Annotated in this window: 12 protein-coding genes; 6 read left to right on the plus strand and 6 right to left on the minus strand. The window is 65.5% G+C overall.

Annotated elements, in window-relative coordinates; translation table 11 throughout:
- Positions 1–88 precede the first annotated feature (88 nt).
- The 3 genes from KR767_RS13445 (at position 89) to KR767_RS13455 (ending at position 7087) form a co-directional block, all read left to right on the plus strand.
- The gene (locus KR767_RS13445; RefSeq protein WP_250876638.1) at positions 89–5008 is read left to right on the plus strand and encodes an NAD-glutamate dehydrogenase; all 4920 of its coding nucleotides are present in this window, start codon (positions 89–91) and stop codon (positions 5006–5008) included.
- Between the two features lie 179 nt (positions 5009–5187).
- On the plus strand, positions 5188–5946 hold the full coding sequence (locus KR767_RS13450; RefSeq protein WP_166949963.1) for an NAD kinase: 759 nt from the start codon (positions 5188–5190) through the stop codon (positions 5944–5946).
- A gap of 205 nt (positions 5947–6151) precedes the next feature.
- Positions 6152–7087 carry a 5'-nucleotidase gene (locus tag KR767_RS13455; protein ID WP_250876639.1) on the plus strand — a complete coding sequence of 312 codons (936 nt, stop codon included), beginning with the start codon at positions 6152–6154 and terminating at the stop codon, positions 7085–7087.
- A 48-nt stretch (positions 7088–7135) separates the two neighbouring features.
- Here KR767_RS13455 and KR767_RS13460 read toward each other — a convergent pair whose 3' ends face one another.
- A complete protein-coding gene (locus KR767_RS13460; RefSeq protein WP_166949966.1) occupies positions 7136–8011 on the minus strand; it encodes a DMT family transporter in 876 nt (291 codons plus the stop codon).
- Positions 8012–8073: 62 nt separating this feature from the next.
- Positions 8074–8601, minus strand: coding sequence for a hypothetical protein (locus KR767_RS13465; protein WP_250876640.1), 528 nt, complete (start codon positions 8599–8601; stop codon positions 8074–8076).
- Between the two features lie 178 nt (positions 8602–8779).
- Between KR767_RS13465 and KR767_RS13470 the strand changes: the two genes are divergently transcribed.
- The 3 genes from KR767_RS13470 to KR767_RS13480 are packed head-to-tail and all read left to right on the plus strand — an operon-like array spanning position 8780 to position 12803.
- Positions 8780–9949: an acyl-CoA dehydrogenase family protein gene (locus KR767_RS13470; RefSeq protein ID WP_166949968.1), complete on the plus strand. Its 1170-nt coding sequence runs from the start codon at positions 8780–8782 to the stop codon at positions 9947–9949.
- A 5-nt stretch (positions 9950–9954) separates the two neighbouring features.
- The gene (locus KR767_RS13475; protein ID WP_425602751.1) at positions 9955–10497 is read left to right on the plus strand and encodes a GNAT family N-acetyltransferase; all 543 of its coding nucleotides are present in this window, start codon (positions 9955–9957) and stop codon (positions 10495–10497) included.
- A gap of 44 nt (positions 10498–10541) precedes the next feature.
- Positions 10542–12803 (plus strand): thiamine pyrophosphate-dependent enzyme, encoded by a 2262-nt coding sequence (locus KR767_RS13480; RefSeq protein ID WP_250876642.1) that lies wholly within the window; start codon positions 10542–10544, stop codon positions 12801–12803.
- Positions 12804–13033: 230 nt separating this feature from the next.
- Here KR767_RS13480 and ppk1 read toward each other — a convergent pair whose 3' ends face one another.
- The 4 genes from ppk1 to KR767_RS13500 form a co-directional block, all read right to left on the minus strand.
- Positions 13034–15193, minus strand: coding sequence for a polyphosphate kinase 1 (gene ppk1, locus KR767_RS13485; RefSeq protein WP_250876643.1), 2160 nt, complete (start codon positions 15191–15193; stop codon positions 13034–13036).
- A 308-nt stretch (positions 15194–15501) separates the two neighbouring features.
- Complete coding sequence (locus KR767_RS13490; protein ID WP_250876644.1) at positions 15502–16230, minus strand: UDP-2,3-diacylglucosamine diphosphatase; 729 nt, start codon at positions 16228–16230, stop codon at positions 15502–15504.
- Complete coding sequence (locus KR767_RS13495; protein WP_166949974.1) at positions 16227–16955, minus strand: peptidylprolyl isomerase; 729 nt, start codon at positions 16953–16955, stop codon at positions 16227–16229. The genes KR767_RS13490 and KR767_RS13495 overlap by 4 nt, the downstream gene beginning before the upstream one ends.
- A gap of 71 nt (positions 16956–17026) precedes the next feature.
- Complete coding sequence (locus KR767_RS13500) at positions 17027–18544, minus strand: Ppx/GppA phosphatase family protein (protein WP_166949975.1); 1518 nt, start codon at positions 18542–18544, stop codon at positions 17027–17029.
- Between the last annotated feature and the right edge of the window lie 107 nt (positions 18545–18651).

An 18651-nucleotide genomic window follows, 5' to 3' on the forward strand; every position in this document is an offset into this window, starting at 1 on the left:
CGCAATCCCATGAGACGGTGTGGCTAGGACAGGGTGCACAGAGCTATGCTTTGACGGTTTCTACCTCCCCCCACACCGATATCCGCCCATGAATGCGATTCGCGCAGCCGAACACGGCCAGTTCCATGACGTCGTCTTCGATGAACTGAAAAAAATCGACTATCCCGCGGAGCGCCTTAACGAGGCGCGCTTTTTTATTGAGGCCTTCTTCGAGCGTATCGCTCCTGCCGATTACGCCCTCCACGCCCCCGGGCGCTGGGCTGCCCTTATCGCGGACCTGCTCTCCTTCGCCCGTGAGCGCACCGCCGGCCAGGCCAAGCTGCGGGTATACAACCCGGGCGTCTCCGGTTCACGTGCCGTGATCGAAGTCGTCACGGACGATATGCCTTTCCTCGTCGACACCGTGTCGATGGTGGCCGCCGCCCATGCGGAAATCCATGCCATCGTCCACCCCGTGGTACCCGTGGTCCGCTCGGCCGCCGGCGTTCTGGAGTCGCTGGGTTCGGGCGAGAAGACCGAGTCGATCATGCGCTTCGAGATCGACCGCCTCGACGACGCCCAGATCGAAACCCTGCGCGGCCAGCTCGAAACGGCCCTGGCCGATGTCCGCGAGACCGTGGCCGACTGGAAAGCCATGCGCGGCCGTATGGTCGAGGTCGCCGACGACCTCGGCAAGCGCGCGCTGCCGTACACGGCCGACGAAGTGCGCGAAGCCACCGAGTTCCTGCGCTGGGTCGCCGACGACCACTTCACCTTCATGGGCTACCGCGAATACGTGGTCACGGCCGAAGGCGACGATGAGGTACTGAAGACCGTCGACGGCTCAGGCCTTGGCATCCTGCGCGCCGCGGAGCGCTCGCTGGCGCCGCGCTCCCTGCGCACCCTGGTAGCCTCGGAGATGCCGCGCTCGGGTTCCACCGACGCCATCATCCTCACCAAGACCAACGCCCGCTCGCCGATCCACCGTGCGGGCTACATGGATTACATCGGCGTCCTCAAGTTCGACGACAAGGGCCGCCCGGTGGCCGAACAGCGCTTCCTCGGCCTGTTCTCCTCCAACGCCTACATGGCCCACCCGCAGCACGTGCCGCTGGTGCGCGACAAGTGCGAGGCCGTGATGGCCCGCTCGGGCCTGAAGCGCGATTCGTACTCGGGCAAGTCGCTGCGTCACATCCTCGATACGCTGCCGCGCGACGAACTGTTCCAGTGCAGCACCGATGAACTCTTCGCGCTGTCCATCGGCCTGCTCGAACTGGCACAGCGCACGCGTACGCGCCTGTTCATCCGTCGCGACAGCTACGGCCGCTTCTTCTCGTGCCTGGTCTACATTCCGCGCGACCGCTTCAACACCGCCGTGCGCGAGCGCGTGGAAGGCGTGCTGCGTGAAGCGTTCCACGGCGAGCACGTGGATTCCGCCGTGCTGATGGGCGAGGCCGCCCTGGTGCGCCTGCATGTCGTGGTGCGCCCGCGCATCGGCGACCACCCGGTCTACGACGCCGCCGCCATGGAAGCGCAGATCGCCTCCATTGCCCGCAACTGGTACGACGAGCTGCGCGACCGCCTGGTCGAGAGCATGGGCGAGCAGCAGGGCATCATCCTTGCCAATCGCTATGGCAAGGCATTGCCGGCCGGCTACGTCGACGAAGTGTCGCCGCAGGTCGCTGCCACCGACGTGGCAGCGCTGGCGGGCCTCGATGGCCCCGACGCCATCAGCATGTCGTTCTACCACCCGCCGCATCGTCCTGAAGAACTTCGCTTCAAGGTCTACCGTTCGGGCTCGGACATCGCACTCTCCGAAGTGCTGCCGCAGCTGGAAAACCTCGGCCTGCGCGTGCTCACCGAGCACATGTACGAAGTGAAGCAGGGCGAAAGCGCGCTCTACATCCAGGATTTCGAAGTCCAGCCGGTCGGTCGCCTCGCCTTCGAGGTGGAGCAGGTCGGTACGATCTTCGAAGACGCCTTCGAGCAGATCTGGCGGGGCAATGCCGAGAACGACGGCTTCAACCGCCTCGTGCTGGGGGCCAAGCTCAACTGGCGCCAGGTTGCTGTGCTGCGTGGCTACTGCAAATACCTGCTGCAGACGGGCGTGGCCTTCTCGCAGGCGTACATGGAAGACGCCCTCAACCGTTACCCGGCTATCGCCGGCCTCATCATCGAGCTGTTCAACGCGCGCTTCGATCCACGCCGCGAAAACCTCGACGAGAAGGCCCTGGCCTATGCCGAGGGCATGCTTTCGCACGAGATGCACGCGCTGATCGACCATGACGTCCTGGCGGCCCAGCCTGCGCTCATCGGCAACCTCGTCGCCTCCCTGGCCCGTCCGCGCGACGAACAGGCGGTGGCGGTGGAAGAAGCCATCAATGCGCTGCTCGACAACGTCTCCAGCCTCGACGAAGACCGCATCCTGCGCAGCTACATCGCGCTGGTGCACGCTACCCTGCGTACCAGCTTCTTCCAGGCCTGGGACGGTGCGTTCCGTTCCTACGTCAGCTTCAAGTTCGATTCGCACCAGGTGCCCGACCTCGCCAAGCCGGTGCCGTTCCGCGAGATCTTCGTCTACGCCCCGCGCGTCGAGGGCATCCATCTGCGCTTCGGCTCGGTGGCCCGTGGCGGCCTGCGCTGGTCCGATCGCCGCGAAGACTTCCGCACGGAAGTGCTGGGCCTGGTGAAGGCGCAGATGGTGAAGAACACGGTCATCGTGCCGGTCGGCTCGAAGGGCGGCTTCTTCGTGAAGCGTCCGCCGGTGGGCGGCGATCGCGACGCCCAGCTGGCCGAAGGCATCGCCTGCTACCGCATGTTCATCAATGGCCTGCTCGACATCACCGACAACCTCGTCGAGGGCAAGGTGGTGCCGCCGCACGATGTCGTGCGCCATGACAACGACGATCCGTATCTCGTGGTTGCCGCCGACAAGGGCACGGCCACCTTCTCGGATATCGCCAACGCCATCTCCACGGAGCACGGCTTCTGGCTCGACGACGCATTCGCCTCGGGCGGCTCCTACGGTTACGACCACAAGGGCATGGGCATCACGGCCAAGGGTGCATGGGAGTCGGTCAAGCGCCACTTCCGTGCGATGGGCCGCGACAGCCAGAGCCAGGATTTCACCACGGTGGGCGTGGGTGACATGTCCGGCGACGTGTTCGGCAACGGCATGCTGCTTTCCGAGCACATCCGCCTGCTGGCCGCGTTCGACCATCGCCACATCTTCCTCGACCCGAACCCCGATGCGGCGAAGAGCTTCGTCGAACGCCAGCGCATGTTCGCGCTGCCGCGCTCGTCGTGGGATGACTACGACAAGTCGCTGATCTCGGCCGGTGGCGGCGTGTATCCGCGCAGCGCCAAGTCGATTCCGGTCTCGGCCGAAGTGAAGGCCGTGCTCGGCATCCGTTCCGATGCCACGCACATGGCACCGAATGACCTGCTCTCGGCCATCCTCAAGGCCCCGGTCGACCTGCTGTGGAACGGCGGTATCGGCACCTACGTGAAGGCCACCAGCGAAACGCATGCCGATGTGGGCGACCGCGCCAACAACGGCCTGCGCGTCAACGGCAACGAGCTGCGCTGCAAGGTCATCGGCGAAGGCGGCAACCTGGGCATGACCCAGAAGGGCCGCATCGAAGCCTCGCAGGCCGGTGTGCTGATGAATACCGACTTCATCGACAACTCCGCCGGTGTGGACACCTCCGATCACGAGGTGAACATCAAGATCCTGCTCAACGATGCCGTGCAGCGTGGCGAGCTCTCGTTCGACGGCCGCAACAAGCAGCTGGCCGAGATGACCGACGAAGTGGCCCGCCTGGTGCTGTGGGACAACTACCGCCAGAACCAGGCCATCACGCTCATGGAGCACCAGTCGGTCCGCCGTCTGGGTTCGATGGCGCACTTCATCACCACGCTGGAGGCCGAAGGCCTGCTCGATCGCCAGGTCGAGTCGCTGCCGAGTCAGGCCGAGCTTGCCGAGCGCAAGCAGAAGGGCCAGGGCCTTACCCGTCCGGAACTGTCGGTGCTGCTGTCGTACGACAAGATCCGCCTGTTCCAGCAATTGCTCGATTCCGACGTACCGGAAGATCCGTACCTGTCGCGCGAGCTGGTCCGCTACTTCCCCGTGCCGTTGCACGAGAAGTACGCCGAGCACATGCAGCGCCATCGCCTGAAGCGCGAGATCATCGCCACCGCGGTGACCAACTCGACGATCAACCGCATGGGCGCCACCTTCATGATGCGCATGCAGGAAGACACGGGCCACGGCCCGGCGTCGATCGCCAAGGCCTACACGGCTGCGCGCGAAATCCTGGATGCCCGTGAACTGTGGGCCGAGATCGAGGCGCTCGATGGCAAGGTGGCCGAAGACACCCAGATCGACGCCATCCTGCATATCTGGTCGCTGCTGCGTCATCTCACCCGCTGGCTGCTCAGCCGTCCGGGTGGCTCGCTCGACATCGCCGCCAACGTCGACCGCTATGCGGCCGAGGTGACGGTGCTGCGCAAGTCGCTGCCCGATGCCCTCACCGATACCGGTCGTGCCGATTTCGGCGCCAGCCAGGAGAAGTGGGAAGGCCTGGGCGTGCCCTCGTCGCTGGCGCTGCGGCTTGCCCGCATCCCGGTGCTGCGCGCGGCGCTCGACATGGTCGAAGTGTCGAAGCAGAGCGGCAAGGACATGGCCACGGTCGCCAAGGTCTTCTACGAACTGGGCGAGGCGCTCGACCTCGAATGGCTGCGTGGACAGATCGAGGCGCTGCCGGTGGAAGGTGCATGGCATGCGCAGGCCCGCGGTTCGCTGCTGGACGAGCTCAATGCCCAGCATCGTGCCCTGGCCGTGCAGGTGCTCGCCGTGGCCGGCGATCGCACCGACGTCAGCCCGGTCAAGGCCTGGCTGGAACGCGACGACGCCACGCTGAAGTACACCCGTACGATGCTGGCCGAAATCCTCACCCAGAACGCGGACTACCCGATCGCCTCGGTTGCCGTCCGCCGCCTGGCCCAACTGGCCCAGATCCCGGTCTAACGGCCAGGGATGGGGCTTCGTGCCCCATCCTTCTTGTAGGAGCGCGCCTTGCGCGCGACCGGTACGAAGCCATGAACCACAGGCTCCGTACCGGTCGCGCGCAAGGCGCGCTCCTACAGCGCTATCGTTTCCCTGTTCGCAGGCGCTAAGCTGGGGGTCGGACCCTAGCCAGCACATTCATGCGCCTAGCCTTCGTAGCCAGCGAAACCGACGTTGCCCAACGTGCCCGAGCCGCGCTCGTGAAACGCTATGGCAGTGTCGAGCCCGGTGACGCCGACATCATCGTCTCGCTCGGTGGCGATGGCTTCATGCTGCGCACGCTGCATACCTATCGCTCGCTGGCCGTGCCCTTCTACGGCATGAAACTCGGCCGGCTGGGTTTTCTCATGAACAAGCACGATCTCGACGCGCTCGCCGAGCGCATCGAACGGGCGCATCCGGCCGTGCTGCATCCACTGGAAATGCACAGCACCTGCTGCGATGGCGTCGAACATCGTGCGCTGGCGTTCAATGAAGTGGCGCTTTTGCGGCAGAGCAACCAGGCCGCCCACCTGCAGGTTCGTTTGAACGGCGAGGTAAAGCTCGACGAGCTGGTCTGCGACGGCATCCTGGTCAGCACGCCGGCGGGCTCCACGGCTTACAACCTGTCTGCCCATGGCCCCATCCTCCCGCTCGACGCCAACGTGCTGGCGCTTACACCCATCAGCCCGTTCCGTCCGCGCCGCTGGCGCGGGGCGATCCTTCCGCACGCCACGAAGGTCGGCTTCGACACCAAGGACCCGAACAAGCGTCCGATCAGCGCCACGGCCGACTTCCACGAGGTGCGCGACGTGCGCGCCGTCGAAGTACGCCAGTCGCGCCGCAACTCGGTCCGCCTCCTGTTCGACCCCGAACACAACCTCCAGCAGCGCATCCTGGACGAGCAGTTCGCTCCGTAGCCATGCTTTATCGCCGATGCGATCGACTCCCACCCCTGCGGTAGCTCGCTTACCGAAGGCGTGGGAGCGACACGTAGATACCCTGTAGGAGCGCGCCTTGCGCGCGACCGGATCAGCGCGAAACCCCGGTCGCGCGCAAGGCGCGCTCCTACAGGGCGGTGATGGGCGTTACGATAAGTACAGCACGCCCACGGAACCACCCCGCATGACCCTCGCCCCGGCCCCACCCAACGCACACGCCGCCTCATCCGCCAACGACAACCGTCTCGTCGTGGCGATCTCCTCGCGCGCCCTGTTCGACATGGGTGACAGCCACGACCTGTTCGAACGCGAAGGTATCGACGCTTTCCGTGCCTACCAGATCGAACACGAGGACGAGCTGCTCCAGCCGGGCGTGGCCTTTCCCCTCGTACAGAAACTGCTCGACCTGAACCGTCTTTCCGGTGACGTGCCACCGGTCGAGGTGATCCTGCTGTCGCGCAATTCCGGCGATACCGGCCTGCGCATCTTCAACGCCATCCAGCATTACGGCCTGGACATCTCCCGTGCGGCGTTCACCAGCGGAGCGCCCACGTCCGACTACATCGCACCTTTCAAGGCCGACCTGTTTCTTTCAGCGAATGCCGAAGACGTGGGCCGGGCGCTGCGCGCCGGTGTCGCCGCCGCCACGATCCTGCCTTCGACGGCCGCACCGCGATCTTCCGAGCAACTGCGTATCGCCTTCGATGGCGATGCCGTCATCTTCGGCGATGAGGGCGAACGTGTGTCGAAGGAACAGGGCCTGGACGCCTTTCACGCCAGCGAGACCGCCCGTTGGGCCGAGCCACTGTCCGGCGGCCCGTTCCGGGGCTTCCTGTCGGCCCTGCATCGTTTGCAGGCGGCGTTTCCCGCAGAGGATTCGCCGATCCGCACGGCCCTGGTCACCGCGCGTTCTGCGCCGGCGCACAAGCGCGTGATCCTTACCTTGCGCAAGTGGGGCGTCCGCATCGACGAGGCGTTGTTCCTGGGCGGTCGCGACAAGGGGCCGTTCCTCGATGCCTTCGGCGCGGACATCTTCTTCGACGATTCCCCGGCCAACGTGGAATCCGCCCGCCGCGTAGTCGCCACCGGCCACGTCCCCCACGGCGTCTCAAACCTGTAGGAGCGCGCCTTGCGCGCGACCGGTCGTCGCGAAACGCCGGCCGCGCTTCTAAACGATGTTGGTCCACCGCCACCATTGCGTGCGCTTTTCCTCGCGCACGAAAGTGAACAGGCCGGCGCCCAGAATCATCACGATGCCGACCAGCATCGGCCAGTCCAGGTGATCGTGGAAAAACAGGTAGCCGAACAGGATGGCCCAGAGCATCTGGCTGTACTGCGTCGGCGCCACGCGATTGGCCGGTGCCTTCTGCGTGGCAAGCATCAGTAGCACCGCTCCGGCGGCGGCCAGCAGGCCGTAGCCCAGTACCAGCACCCACTGGTGGACGTCGGGCCAGACGAAATGCGGCAGCATCATGATGAAGCCGGCGATCATCGGCCCGACCACGCCTGCTCCGTAAAGGGTAATGCGCTTCTCCGTGGCGCCGGCCATGCGCAGGGCGATGATCGACAAGGCACCCGCGATGCCGCAGATGATCGCCGCCACATGCCCCGTGCTGAGTTCGCGGAAGCCGGGGCGCAACACCACCAGCACGCCGACGAAACCCACCACCACGGCCGACCAGCGCCGCCAGCCCACCTGCTCGCGCAGGAAGATCACCGACAGGATGGTCACGAAGATCGGCAGCAGGAAGATCAGCGAGAACGCCTCGGCCATGGGCAGCGCCGTGAAGGCCATCACCGACGTGACATTGCCGATGGCGCCGGCCATGGCCCGCAGCAGCCACAGGCCGGGCATCTTCGACACCACCACCTCGCTCCAGCGGTCGCCGGGCTTTTTGAGGAAGGGCAGGGCAGCCAGCGCGAGGATGGCGCCGAAGAACACCGTCTCGTAGGGCGGCAGGGTGCCTTCCAGTGCCTTCACGAAGGCGTCGCTCCATGCATAGGCGGCGTAGCAGGCGAAACCGAGGAGCACACCTTTGAACATGGGAGGTTCCGGTCAGCCGGGAGGTTGCCCATTATGCAAGCGCTTTCGGTGTGCGTGTCTTGTCAATCCGCAGCGGAAAGCACGGAGCCGACCACCGTCAGCGGAGCGTCGCCCCGGACGATATGAAGCCGGGTGTCGTCTTCTGGCGTTCCATGCGCCAGAAAGCCGCGGAACGGCGGTGGTGCAACGAGGCTGCCGTCCTCCATCGACCAGACCTGATGGGCCGCGCCGCCACGACATTCGCTCCAGCGGATATCGTCGGCCGCCTTCACCGTGAGGCAATGACCCAAGGCATTCGTGACGGTGGCCGCGCTGCCCGGCGGGGGCATGCGGACGCGGGCGATGTCTCCCCGCCACGTGAGCACCCGGAGACCATCGTCACGCCAGTGAAGAGCCCCCGCGATGCCACGGGCTTGCACGATGGCGTGGATGGGACGGTCCGTGGCGTTGTCCAGTGCGACGAAGTCGCCATTGGCCTGCTCGAACACGAGCGCGCCTTCCCACGCAGGCGGCACATCGCCGGCCATGGCGACGGAAGAGGCGGCAATGCCCGTGGCGAGACAGATCAATGCGGTACGCAGGGATGGCATGGGGCGGATGTCCTGTGGGCAAAATGGCAGTGTCGTCGGTGGGCCCGGTGCCGCAGCAGCGGTGCACGCTGAAAACCATGTAGGCCCATGAAGCCGATTTGTTGCGCCCCGCCATGACCGCGCCATGGTGCAGGTCTACAATCAGGGGCTTTTCCGGCTGCCCTTCGCGAGTACCCGTATGGCCCATCGTCTCGACCCGCTCGATCTCTACGACGTCCGTTCGCTGCTTACCGAAGAAGAGCGGATGGTCCAGGACACCGTTGGCCGCTTCGTCGATGAAAAGGTGCTGCCGATCATCGGCGACGCTTTCGACAAGGGCCGCTTCCCCGCCGAACTGGTGCCCGAGATCGCCTCCCTGGGCCTGCTGGGCGCGACGCTGCCCGAGGAATACGGCTGCGCCGGCATGAACGCCGTCAGCTACGGCCTGATCTGCCAGGAGCTGGAACGCGGCGATTCGGGCCTGCGCAGCTTTGCCTCGGTGCAGAGCTCGCTGTGCATGTATCCCATCTACGCCTACGGCTCCGAAGAGCAGAAGCGTGAATACCTGCCGCGCATGGCCGCGGGCGAGGTCATCGGTTGCTTCGGCCTCACGGAGCCCCATGGCGGCTCCGACCCGGCCAACATGAAGACGGTGGCGCGCAAGGACGGTGGCGACTGGGTGATCAACGGCGCCAAGATGTGGATCACCAACGGCAACCTGGCCCATATCGCCATCGTCTGGGCGCAGACCGACGACGGCATCCAGGGCTTCATCGTGCCTACGGACACCAAGGGCTTCGCCGCTCAGGAAGTCCACAAGAAGATGAGCCTGCGCGCCTCGGTCACCTCCGGCCTGTTCTTCGACGACGTGCGCGTGCCGGACAGCGCGCGCCTGCCGAACGTGAAGGGCCTGAAGGGCCCGCTCGGCTGCCTCACCCAGGCCCGTTACGGCATCACCTGGGGCCCGATCGGCGCCGCGCAGGCCTGCCTGAAGGAAGTACTCGACTACACCGCGCAGCGCATCCTGTTCAATCGTCCGCTGGCCGCCAACCAGGCCGTGCAGGTGAAGCTGGCCGACATGGCCCGTCGCATCACCACGGCGCAGCTGCTGTCGCTCCAGCTCGGTCGCCTGAAGGACGCCGGCACCATGCAGCCCACGCAGGTCTCGCTGGCGAAGTGGAATAACGTGCGCATGGCGATCGATATCGCCCGCGACTGCCGCGACATCCTCGGCGGCGCAGGCATCACCACCGAGCACTCGGCCATCCGTCACGCCCTGAACCTCGAATCGGTCATCACCTACGAAGGCACCGAAACGGTGCACCAGCTGGTGGTGGGCCGCGAACTGACCGGCATCAACGCGTTCTGAGGCCAATCGCCATGCATGGACTGCGCATCGAGACCGATCGCCTGATCCTCCGGCCCACGGCGGCGGAGGATTTCGACGCCTGGGCCGAGTGCCTGGGCGATCCGGAGGTCATGACCTTCCTCGGTGGGGCGCAGTCGCGTGCGCTGGCGTGGCGCAACTTCATGACCATGGCCGGCAGCTGGGCGATCCTCGGTTTTGGCATGTTCTCGGTCATCGAGCGCTCCACGGGACGCTGGATGGGCCGTCTCGGCCCCTGGCAGCCGGAAGGCTGGCCGGGGCACGAGATCGGCTGGGGCCTCAACCGCGAAAGCTGGGGCAAGGGCTATGCCACCGAAGGTGCGGCAGCCTCCATGGACTGGGCGTTCGACAACCTGCCGTGGACCGAGATCATTCATTCGATCGATCCGGAAAACCATGCATCGATCGCGCTGGCCAGGCGGCTCGGTTCTACCCTGAAGGGGCCGGGCAAGCTTCCGGAGCCTTCCGCCGATCACCGGATCGACCTGTGGGGACAGACCCGCAACGAGTGGAAAGCCCGCCGGCGTTAGTCCCCGCTTTCATCACTGATTCCCTTTCCCCCGGAAGTTCGTCCATGTCCGTTCCGCATCCCATTCCCGCACGTCACAAAGGTTTCAATCGCGCCGAGATCGTCGACCAGAACTTCGTCGAGTTCGTGCAGTTCTGGCAGGGTGACGTCGCCCAGGCGCCGCGTGACGACGAACCCGTGCTTCCCGGCAGCGCGCTGGATGCGCGCGGCTTTCGCGAGCTGCTCGAATCGCAGCTGATCAGCCGCCACCTCGATCTCATGGCGCGCGTGTTGCGCGTGCAGAACAAGGTGTTCTACACCATCGGCTCGTCAGGTCATGAAGGCAACGCGATGGTGGCCCGGCTCACCCGGCATACCGATCCGGCCTTCCTGCATTACCGCAGTGGCGGCTTCATGGCCGAGCGATTCCGCAAGCTGCCCGGCATGGACCCGGTGATGGATTCGGCGCTGTCCTTCGCGGCCAGCAGCGAAGACCCTGCCTCTGGCGGACGACACAAGGTATGGGGCAGCAAGCCGTTGTGGGTGCTTCCGCAGACATCCACCATTGCCTCGCACCTGCCCAAGGCATTGGGGACGGCCATCGCCATCGAGCAGGCCGGGCGCATCCGCCATACGCTGCCGATTCCGGGCGATTCGATCACGGTGTGCTCGTTTGGTGACGCATCGTCAAACCACGCCACGGCGCAGACGGCTTTCAATGCGGCAGCGTGGACGGCCTATCAGAAGCTTCCCGCACCCGTGCTCTTCGTCTGCGAGGACAATGGCATCGGCATCTCGGTGAAGACGCCGACGGGGTGGGTGGCGAACAATTTCGAACGACGCGCGAACCTCGATTACTTCTACGCCGACGGCCTGGACCTGGCCGGCGGCTACGCGAATGTGCAGCGCGCTGTTGAACACTGCCGTACGACACGGCGCCCCACCTTCCTGCATCTCAACACCACTCGCGTGATGGGACATGCAGGCACCGATTTCGAGATCGAGTGGCGCTCGGTGGAAGAGCTGGTCGCCCTGGAAGCGACCGATCCGCTGTTGCGCAGCGCGACCATTGCACTGGCTTCGGGCCTTTACGACCGGGACAGCCTGCTCAATCTCTATTCCGATGTGCGCAAGCGATGCTTCGCGGCGGCGGAAGACGCCGACAGCCGCCCCAGGCTGACCTCGCTGGCCGATGTCATGAAGCCACTGGCGCCTTATACGCCGGATGCGGTGCGGGCCGAAGCGGAGCGCGCACCGGATGAAACCGAGCGTGTGCGGGCATTTGGTGGTGCCGAGAAGCTGCCCGAAAAGCAGCCGCCGCGCCACCTTGCGATCCAGATCGGTCAGGCGCTGCACGATCTGATGGCCAAGTACCCCGAGAGCCTGCTGTTCGGTGAGGACGTGGCGCAGAAGGGCGGCGTGTATACGGTTACCAAGGGCCTGCACAAGGCGTTCCGCAACGCACGCGTGTTCAACACGCTGCTCGACGAGACCATGATTCTCGGCCTGGCGCAGGGCTACGCCAACATGGGCATGCTGCCGCTGCCCGAGATCCAGTACCTTGCGTATTTCCACAACGCCTGCGACCAGATCCGCGGCGAGGCGTCGTCGCTGCAGTTCTTCTCCAACGACCAGTACCGCAACCCGATGCTGATGCGCGTGGCGTCGCTGGGTTATCAGCGGGGGTTTGGTGGGCATTTCCACAACGACAACTCGATCACCGCGCTGCGCGATATTCCCGGCTTGGTGGTGGGTTGCCCCAGCCGTGGTGACGACGCGGCGACCATGCTGCGCACCATGGCGGCGCTGGCCAAGGTGGACGGCCGCGTCACCGCCTTCCTCGAACCCATTGCGCTGTACATGACCAAGGACCTCTACGAGGCCGGCGACGGGCAGTGGCAGTTCACGTATCCGGCACCGGGCGAGGCGATGCCCCTGGGCGAGGGCCGGGTGTACGGCGAGGGTGCTGATGATCTGGTGATCTTCACCTTCGGCAACGGCGTACCCATGAGCCTGCGTGCGGCGAAGCGCATCGAGGCCGAGCATGGCTGGAAAGTGCGTGTGGTCGACCTGCGCTGGCTGGTGCCACTCAATGACGCCTTCATCGCAGCGCAGGCCGCCACGGCGAAGCGCATCATCGTGGTGGACGAAGGTCGCAAGAGCGCAGGCGTGGGCGAGGGCGTGATCACCGCCATCGTCGAAGGCGGTTTCGGTGCAACGCCGCTACGCCGCGTGGTGGGCGCCGATACATTCACCCCGCTGGCCGGCGCGGCCTTCCTCGTGCTCCCCGGCGACGACGACATCGTAACCGCCGCCAAATCCCTGTAGGAGCGCGCCTCGCGCGCGACCGCACAGGCGGCGGCCCGTCGAAAGGAGGCCCGGCGCACGATCGATCACCCGGTCGCGCGCAAGGCGCGCTCCTACAGGGCAGATTGCGACCTGGTTGGGTTCTTGTAGGAGCGCGCCTCGCGCGCGACCGTACAGGCGACGGCCCATCAAAAGGGAGCCCAGCGCGTGATCGATCACCCGGTCGCGCGCAAGGCGCGCTCCTACAAGGGTCAGGTGGGCGTGGGGGCGGCCATGACTCCGAAGCGCTCAAGCAACAAGGTCTGCGCATCCCGCACCGGCTGCCCACTTGCCGGCTGCAGCAAGGCATAACTGCCGTCGGCCTGCTGTAACCATGCGGAATGATTGTCGTTGAGGTAGTAATCCAGCTCGCGGCGCACACGCTGCTGGAGCTTCTTGCCCTCGATGGGGAAACAGGTTTCCACGCGGCGTTCGAGGTTGCGCTCCATCATGTCCGCGCTGGCGAGGTAAAGATCCGGCTCACCATCGTTGTGGAACCAGTAAACGCGGCTGTGTTCAAGGAAGCGTCCGACCACCGAGCGCACCCGGATGTTCTGCGAAACGCCCGGAATGCCCGAGCGCAGGCAGCACATGCCACGCACGATCAGCTCGATCTTCACGCCAGCCTGGCTGGCGCGGTACAGGGCGCGGATCATCTTGGGATCGGTGATCGCGTTGACCTTGCAGATGATCTCGGCCTTCTTGCCCGCCACGGCATTGGCGGCCTCGCGGGCGATCAGATCCAGCAATGTCTTCTTCAGGGTGAACGGCGCATAGAGCATGCGCTTCATCTTCAGCGCCTTGCCCATGCCGGTGAGCAGGCGGAACAGGCGATGGACGTCGTCGCAGAGGGCTTCGTCGGAGGTCAGCAGGCTGTAATCGGTGTAGAGGCGCGCATTGCCTGAGTGGTAGTTGCCCGTGCCCAGGTGGGCGTAGCTCACCAGTTTGCCATTCTCGCGGCGTTGCACGTAGGCCAGCTTGGCATGCGTCTTCACGCCCACCACGCCGTAAGTGACCACGGCACCGGCCTGTTGCAGGCGCGATGCCAGGCTGAGGTTGGATTCCTCGTCGAAGCGGGCGCGCAGCTCCACCACGGCCGTCACCTCCTTGCCCGCACGCGCGGCTTCCACCAGCGCATCCACGATTTCGGAGTTGGCACCGCTGCGATACAGCGTCTGCTTGATGGTGAGCACCTGCGGGTCTTTCGCGGCCTGCCGCAGGAAATCCACCACGGGCGAGAAGGATTCGAACGGGTGATAGAGCAGTACGTCCTGCTTGCCGATCACCGAGAACATGTCTTCCGCGGCGGTGAGCGCCTTGGGCAGTGCCGGCACGAAGGTGGGGTATTGCAGCCGGGCGTACTCGGGCTTCAGCGTCATCTCGAACAGGCGGGCGAGGTTCACCGGCCCGTTCACTTCATAAAGCGAGTCGGCGTCGAGCGAGTACTGCTTCAGCAGGTAATCGACCAGCGGTTTCGGGCAGTTGTCGGCCACTTCAAGACGCACCGCATCGCCATAGCGACGCGAGAACAGTTCACCACGCAGCGTGCGGGCGAGGTCTTCCACGTCTTCCGGGTCGATCGACAGATCGGCGTTGCGGGTGAGGCGGAACTGGTACGAACCCAGTACGCGCATGCCGGGGAACAGATCGTCGGCATGCGCATGGATGATCGACGAGAGCAGCACGTAGTTGTCGCCGTCTTCGCAGACGTCGGACGGCAGACGGATGAGTCGCGGCAGGATGCGGGGGGCCGGCACGATGGCAAGGCCCGAGTCGCGACCGAAGGCATCGGTGCCCTCCAGCTGCACGATGAAGTTGAGGCTCTTGTTGACCAGGCGCGGAAAGGGGTGCGTGGGATCAAGGCCGATGGGCGTGATCAGCGGTGCCACTTCGTGGCGGAAGTAGCGGCGCACCCAGAGCTTCTGCTTGTGCGACCACTGGTTGCGGCGCACGATGCGGATGCGTTCCTCTTCCAGCGCGGGAAGAATTTTTTCGTTGAGTATCTGGTATTGCCGCTCGATCTGCCGGTGGGCGATCTCGGAGATTTCGGCCAGCACGCGACGCGGGGGTATGCCGTCGGCGCCGATCACTTCATGGTCGAAGGCAATCTGCTGCTTCAGCCCCGCCACGCGGATCTCGAAGAACTCGTCCATGTTGGACGAGAAGATGAGCAGGAATTTCAGGCGCTCGATCAGCGGCTTGGTTTCGTCCAGGGCCTGGTCGAGCACGCGGATGTTGAATTGCAGCTGCGACAGCTCGCGGTGAATGTAAAGCGCCGTGTCGTTCAGATCGACACCGGGCTGCTCCGGCGGTGCGGGCAGGCGGGGCGCGGGGGCCTTGAGCGTGGCGTTCGACTCGGTGGGGGGCGTCATCGTATCCAGGGCAGCGGTCCTCATCGCAGATCGCGACGAACCCATGTTACGCCGCCCGGCGAGCTTATGACTGCGCTTTTACATCGCCGTGACATCATGGGCCGGAATCGGCTTGATATGGCAGTGGAATGAGGTGACGTGCCGGTGAAGAGCCGATGATGCGTGCTCGCGCCTGCTGGTGGACCGGGGCGCTGGGTTCCTGCTTTCGCAGGAACGACGGCTACAGGATTGATATTCCCCGCCTACCCCTCTCGTCGTTCCTGCGAAAGCAGGAACCCAGCGCCGTGCAGCGGGTTATCGCAAGGGCGTCAGTTCGTCTGCAAACCGCGAAGTTCGACCAGATCACCATCGATCCGCAACACCGACCCGTGGTCGTACCAGTCACCGAGCACGATGCGTTGCGCGGGCGCACCATCGAGCGTGAAGTCATGAACGGCAGGACGATGCGTATGTCCATGGACCAACCGGCGAACGCCAGCCTTCCGCATGGCATCTTCGACAGCCTGCTGGTTGGCATCCATGATGGTCTCGTCCGTGCTCCCTGTCTTCGCCTTGCTGTCGTTGCGCGCGTTGGCGGCAAAGGCACGGCGCGCCTCCAGCGACATGGACAGGATCTGCTGCTTCCACGCATCCGTGCGCACTTGTGCGCGCACGGTCTGATAGGCGACGTCATCGGTGCACAGCACGTCGCCATGCATCAGCAGGGTAGGCGTGCCTTCGATGTCGTGAACCACGCCATCGTCCAGCAACGTCAGGCCGGCGCGTTCGGCGAATGCATGGCCGAGCAGGAAATCACGATTGCCCACCATGAAATACACGGGCACGCCGGTGTCGCGCAGGGCGCGCGTGGCCTGAGCGATGCGGGAGGGAAGCTCCGCGTCGTCGTCGTCGCCGATCCATGCCTCGACGAGGTCGCCCAGGATGTAGACGGCGGATGCCGCGCGGGCTTCGTCGGAAGCAAGGTAGCGCTCGAACAGCGCCGTAATCTGCGGGCGCGCGTCGTCAAGGTGCAGGTCCGCGATGAACAGCGTGCTCATGCGGAGGTCTTGTCGTTTTTCTTGGTGTTCTTCTTCGGCGCGGCCGGCTTGGCCGATTCCGCGGCAGGCGCAGGTGCCTTGCTAGTGGAAGCGGCGGCCGGTGCCGCCTTCTCCTCGCCCACGACATAGGCCGAATCGATGATCACCAGGGGATTGGGCACATCGCTGACAAAGGGTCCCTGCGCACGCGTGGGCAGCTTGGCGATCTTGTCGACGGTGTCCATGCCCGAAACCACCTTGCCGAACACGGCGAAGCCCCAGGTCAGGCCGCTCTGGTTGCTCACGTAGTCGAGGCGACGGTTGTCCACGAGGTTCACGAAAAACTGCGAGGTGCCCGAGTTGGCGTCGGCACCACGTGCCACGGCCACGGTGCCACGCAGGTTCGACAGACCGTTGTCGGCTTCGCTGGGCACCGGCGCGCGCGTGCGGCGCTGGGTGAGGTCGCGGCTGTAGAGGCCGCCCTGCACCATGTAACCGTCGACGACGCGATGAAACACCGTGCCGTTATAGAAGCCATCACGCACGTACTGAAGGAAATTGGCGACGCTCTTGGGTGCCTTTTCCGGATACAGCTCCAGGGTGAAATCGCCCTGCGTGGTGTGCATCGTCACTCGGGGATGTTCCACGGGCCCCTGGGGCGCCGGGGAGGCCGGCTTGGCCGCCTGTTGGGCCAGCGCAGCGGCGGGCAGGGCGAGGAGGAGGCTGGCGAGGACGGCTCTTAGCATGGGTAACCGGTGCTTACGGCTGAACAATCCCGCCATGATACGCCCGTTTGCGCTGGCGGCCCTGAACTGTCTCATTCGGTGACGATCTCGAGTTCCAGGCCCAGTTCGGCCATGGGTTCGCGCTCCTGCTCGAGGTCGGCCTCGGTGAGCGGGTGCTGGTCGAGCCAGTCGGCAGGCAGCGACAGGCGCAGGCGCTGGCGGGTGGCGGCCACCCGGATGCGCGGCAGGGCATCCGCGCGGCGGGCACGGCGGAACAGCACGCCTAGGCGCAGGATCGCGGTGATATGCCGGGCCAGCACGCGGTAGCGGGCCGGCAGGGCGGAAATCACGGACTTCTCGGGCTTGCGCCGGTGGCATTCCACGATGGCGGCAAGCAACTGCTGCTCCTGCCGCGAGAAGCCGGCCATGTCCGCGTGGCGCAAGATGTAGGCGCCGTGGCGCTGGTGCTGGCTGTGCGCGATGGCGAGGCCCAGCTCATGCACCCGGGAGGCCCAGGACAGCCATTCACGGCCGTCGTCGTCGAGCTTCCACACCTTGGCCAGCTGGTCGAACAGCGACAGGGCCGTGGTCTCCACGCGGCGCGCCTGCGCACGGTCCACGCCGTAGCGGCTGGCGAGCGAGTCGATGCTGGCCATGCGTGGGTCGGTGCCGGCCGAACGGCCGATCAGGTCCCACAGCAGGCCTTCGCGCATCGAGCTTTCCGACACACGGAGTCGCTCGATGCCCAGCGCCTCGAAGGCAGCCTCAAAGATAGCGACACCGCCGGCAAACACTTCGGCCCGATCCTCACCGAGGCCCGGCAGCTTGAGCATGCCGGACGATCCTTGCTCGATCAGGGCCTCGCGCACGACGGCCAGGGCCTCCGGCGTGACGCCGTCGTCCGAGAGCTTCATGGCCCGCACCACCGAGCCGATGGACTTGGCCGTGCCGGACGAACCATAGGCATCGGCCCAGCCAGCCTCGCGGTATTCCTCGGCGAACTGCTGCAACAGCACGCCGATTTCGCGACGGGCCTTCTGCCAGCGCTTGCGGGTGATCTTGCCCCCGGGGAAGAAGCGCATGGTGGAGGCGATGCAGCCTACCTGCACGCTTTCGGTATGCAGTGGCGACGTGCCCCTGCCGATGATGAATTCGGTGCTGCCGCCGCCGATGTCGATCACCAGGCGATGGTCGCGGGACGCGGGCAGGTCGTGGGAGGCACCCAGGAAGATCAGGCGGCCTTCCTCGCGTCCAGACACGATTTCCACCGGGTGCCCCAGCGCGGCCTCGGCAGCGGACAGGAAGGCATGAGGGGAGGCCAGGCGTCGCACGGTATTCGTGGCCACGGCGCGCACGTGCAGGGCAGGGATGCCCGCGATGCGCTGGCCGAAACGGGCGAGGCTGGCCAGGGCGGCGGCGCGGTGGTTGGCGTCGAGCGTGCCGTCGGGCCGCAGGCCTACCGCCATGCGCACCGAATCGCGCAGCCGGTCGATGACGCGGGGCTCGCCGTGTTCGTAGCGGGCCACCACCATGTGGAAGCTGTTGGAGCCTAGGTCGACGGCGGCGAGGAGTTCGCCCTCGTTGATCTGGGATTTACCGGATGTGGGCAAGGGAAATGTCCGCGGCAGCTTTAAGGGCGGATTTTGTCACGCATCGCCCCATCATTGTAGGAGCGCGCCTTGCGCGCGACCGGTTATCGCGAAAACCGGTGGATCAT

The organism is Luteibacter anthropi (assembly GCF_023699965.1).
GTDB classification, from domain to species: domain Bacteria; phylum Pseudomonadota; class Gammaproteobacteria; order Xanthomonadales; family Rhodanobacteraceae; genus Luteibacter; species Luteibacter anthropi.

Coding starts and splice junctions, on each gene's coding strand:
- KR767_RS13445 (WP_250876638.1), top strand. CDS start 89: ATGAATGCGATTCGCGCAGCCGAACACGGCCAGTTCCATGACGTCGTC.
- KR767_RS13450 (WP_166949963.1), top strand. CDS start 5,188: ATGCGCCTAGCCTTCGTAGCCAGCGAAACCGACGTTGCCCAACGTGCC.
- KR767_RS13455 (WP_250876639.1), top strand. CDS start 6,152: ATGACCCTCGCCCCGGCCCCACCCAACGCACACGCCGCCTCATCCGCC.
- KR767_RS13460 (WP_166949966.1), bottom strand. CDS start 8,011: ATGTTCAAAGGTGTGCTCCTCGGTTTCGCCTGCTACGCCGCCTATGCA.
- KR767_RS13465 (WP_250876640.1), bottom strand. CDS start 8,601: ATGCCATCCCTGCGTACCGCATTGATCTGTCTCGCCACGGGCATTGCC.
- KR767_RS13470 (WP_166949968.1), top strand. CDS start 8,780: ATGGCCCATCGTCTCGACCCGCTCGATCTCTACGACGTCCGTTCGCTG.
- KR767_RS13480 (WP_250876642.1), top strand. CDS start 10,542: ATGTCCGTTCCGCATCCCATTCCCGCACGTCACAAAGGTTTCAATCGC.
- ppk1 (WP_250876643.1), bottom strand. CDS start 15,193: ATGACGCCCCCCACCGAGTCGAACGCCACGCTCAAGGCCCCCGCGCCC.
- KR767_RS13490 (WP_250876644.1), bottom strand. CDS start 16,230: ATGAGCACGCTGTTCATCGCGGACCTGCACCTTGACGACGCGCGCCCG.
- KR767_RS13495 (WP_166949974.1), bottom strand. CDS start 16,955: ATGCTAAGAGCCGTCCTCGCCAGCCTCCTCCTCGCCCTGCCCGCCGCT.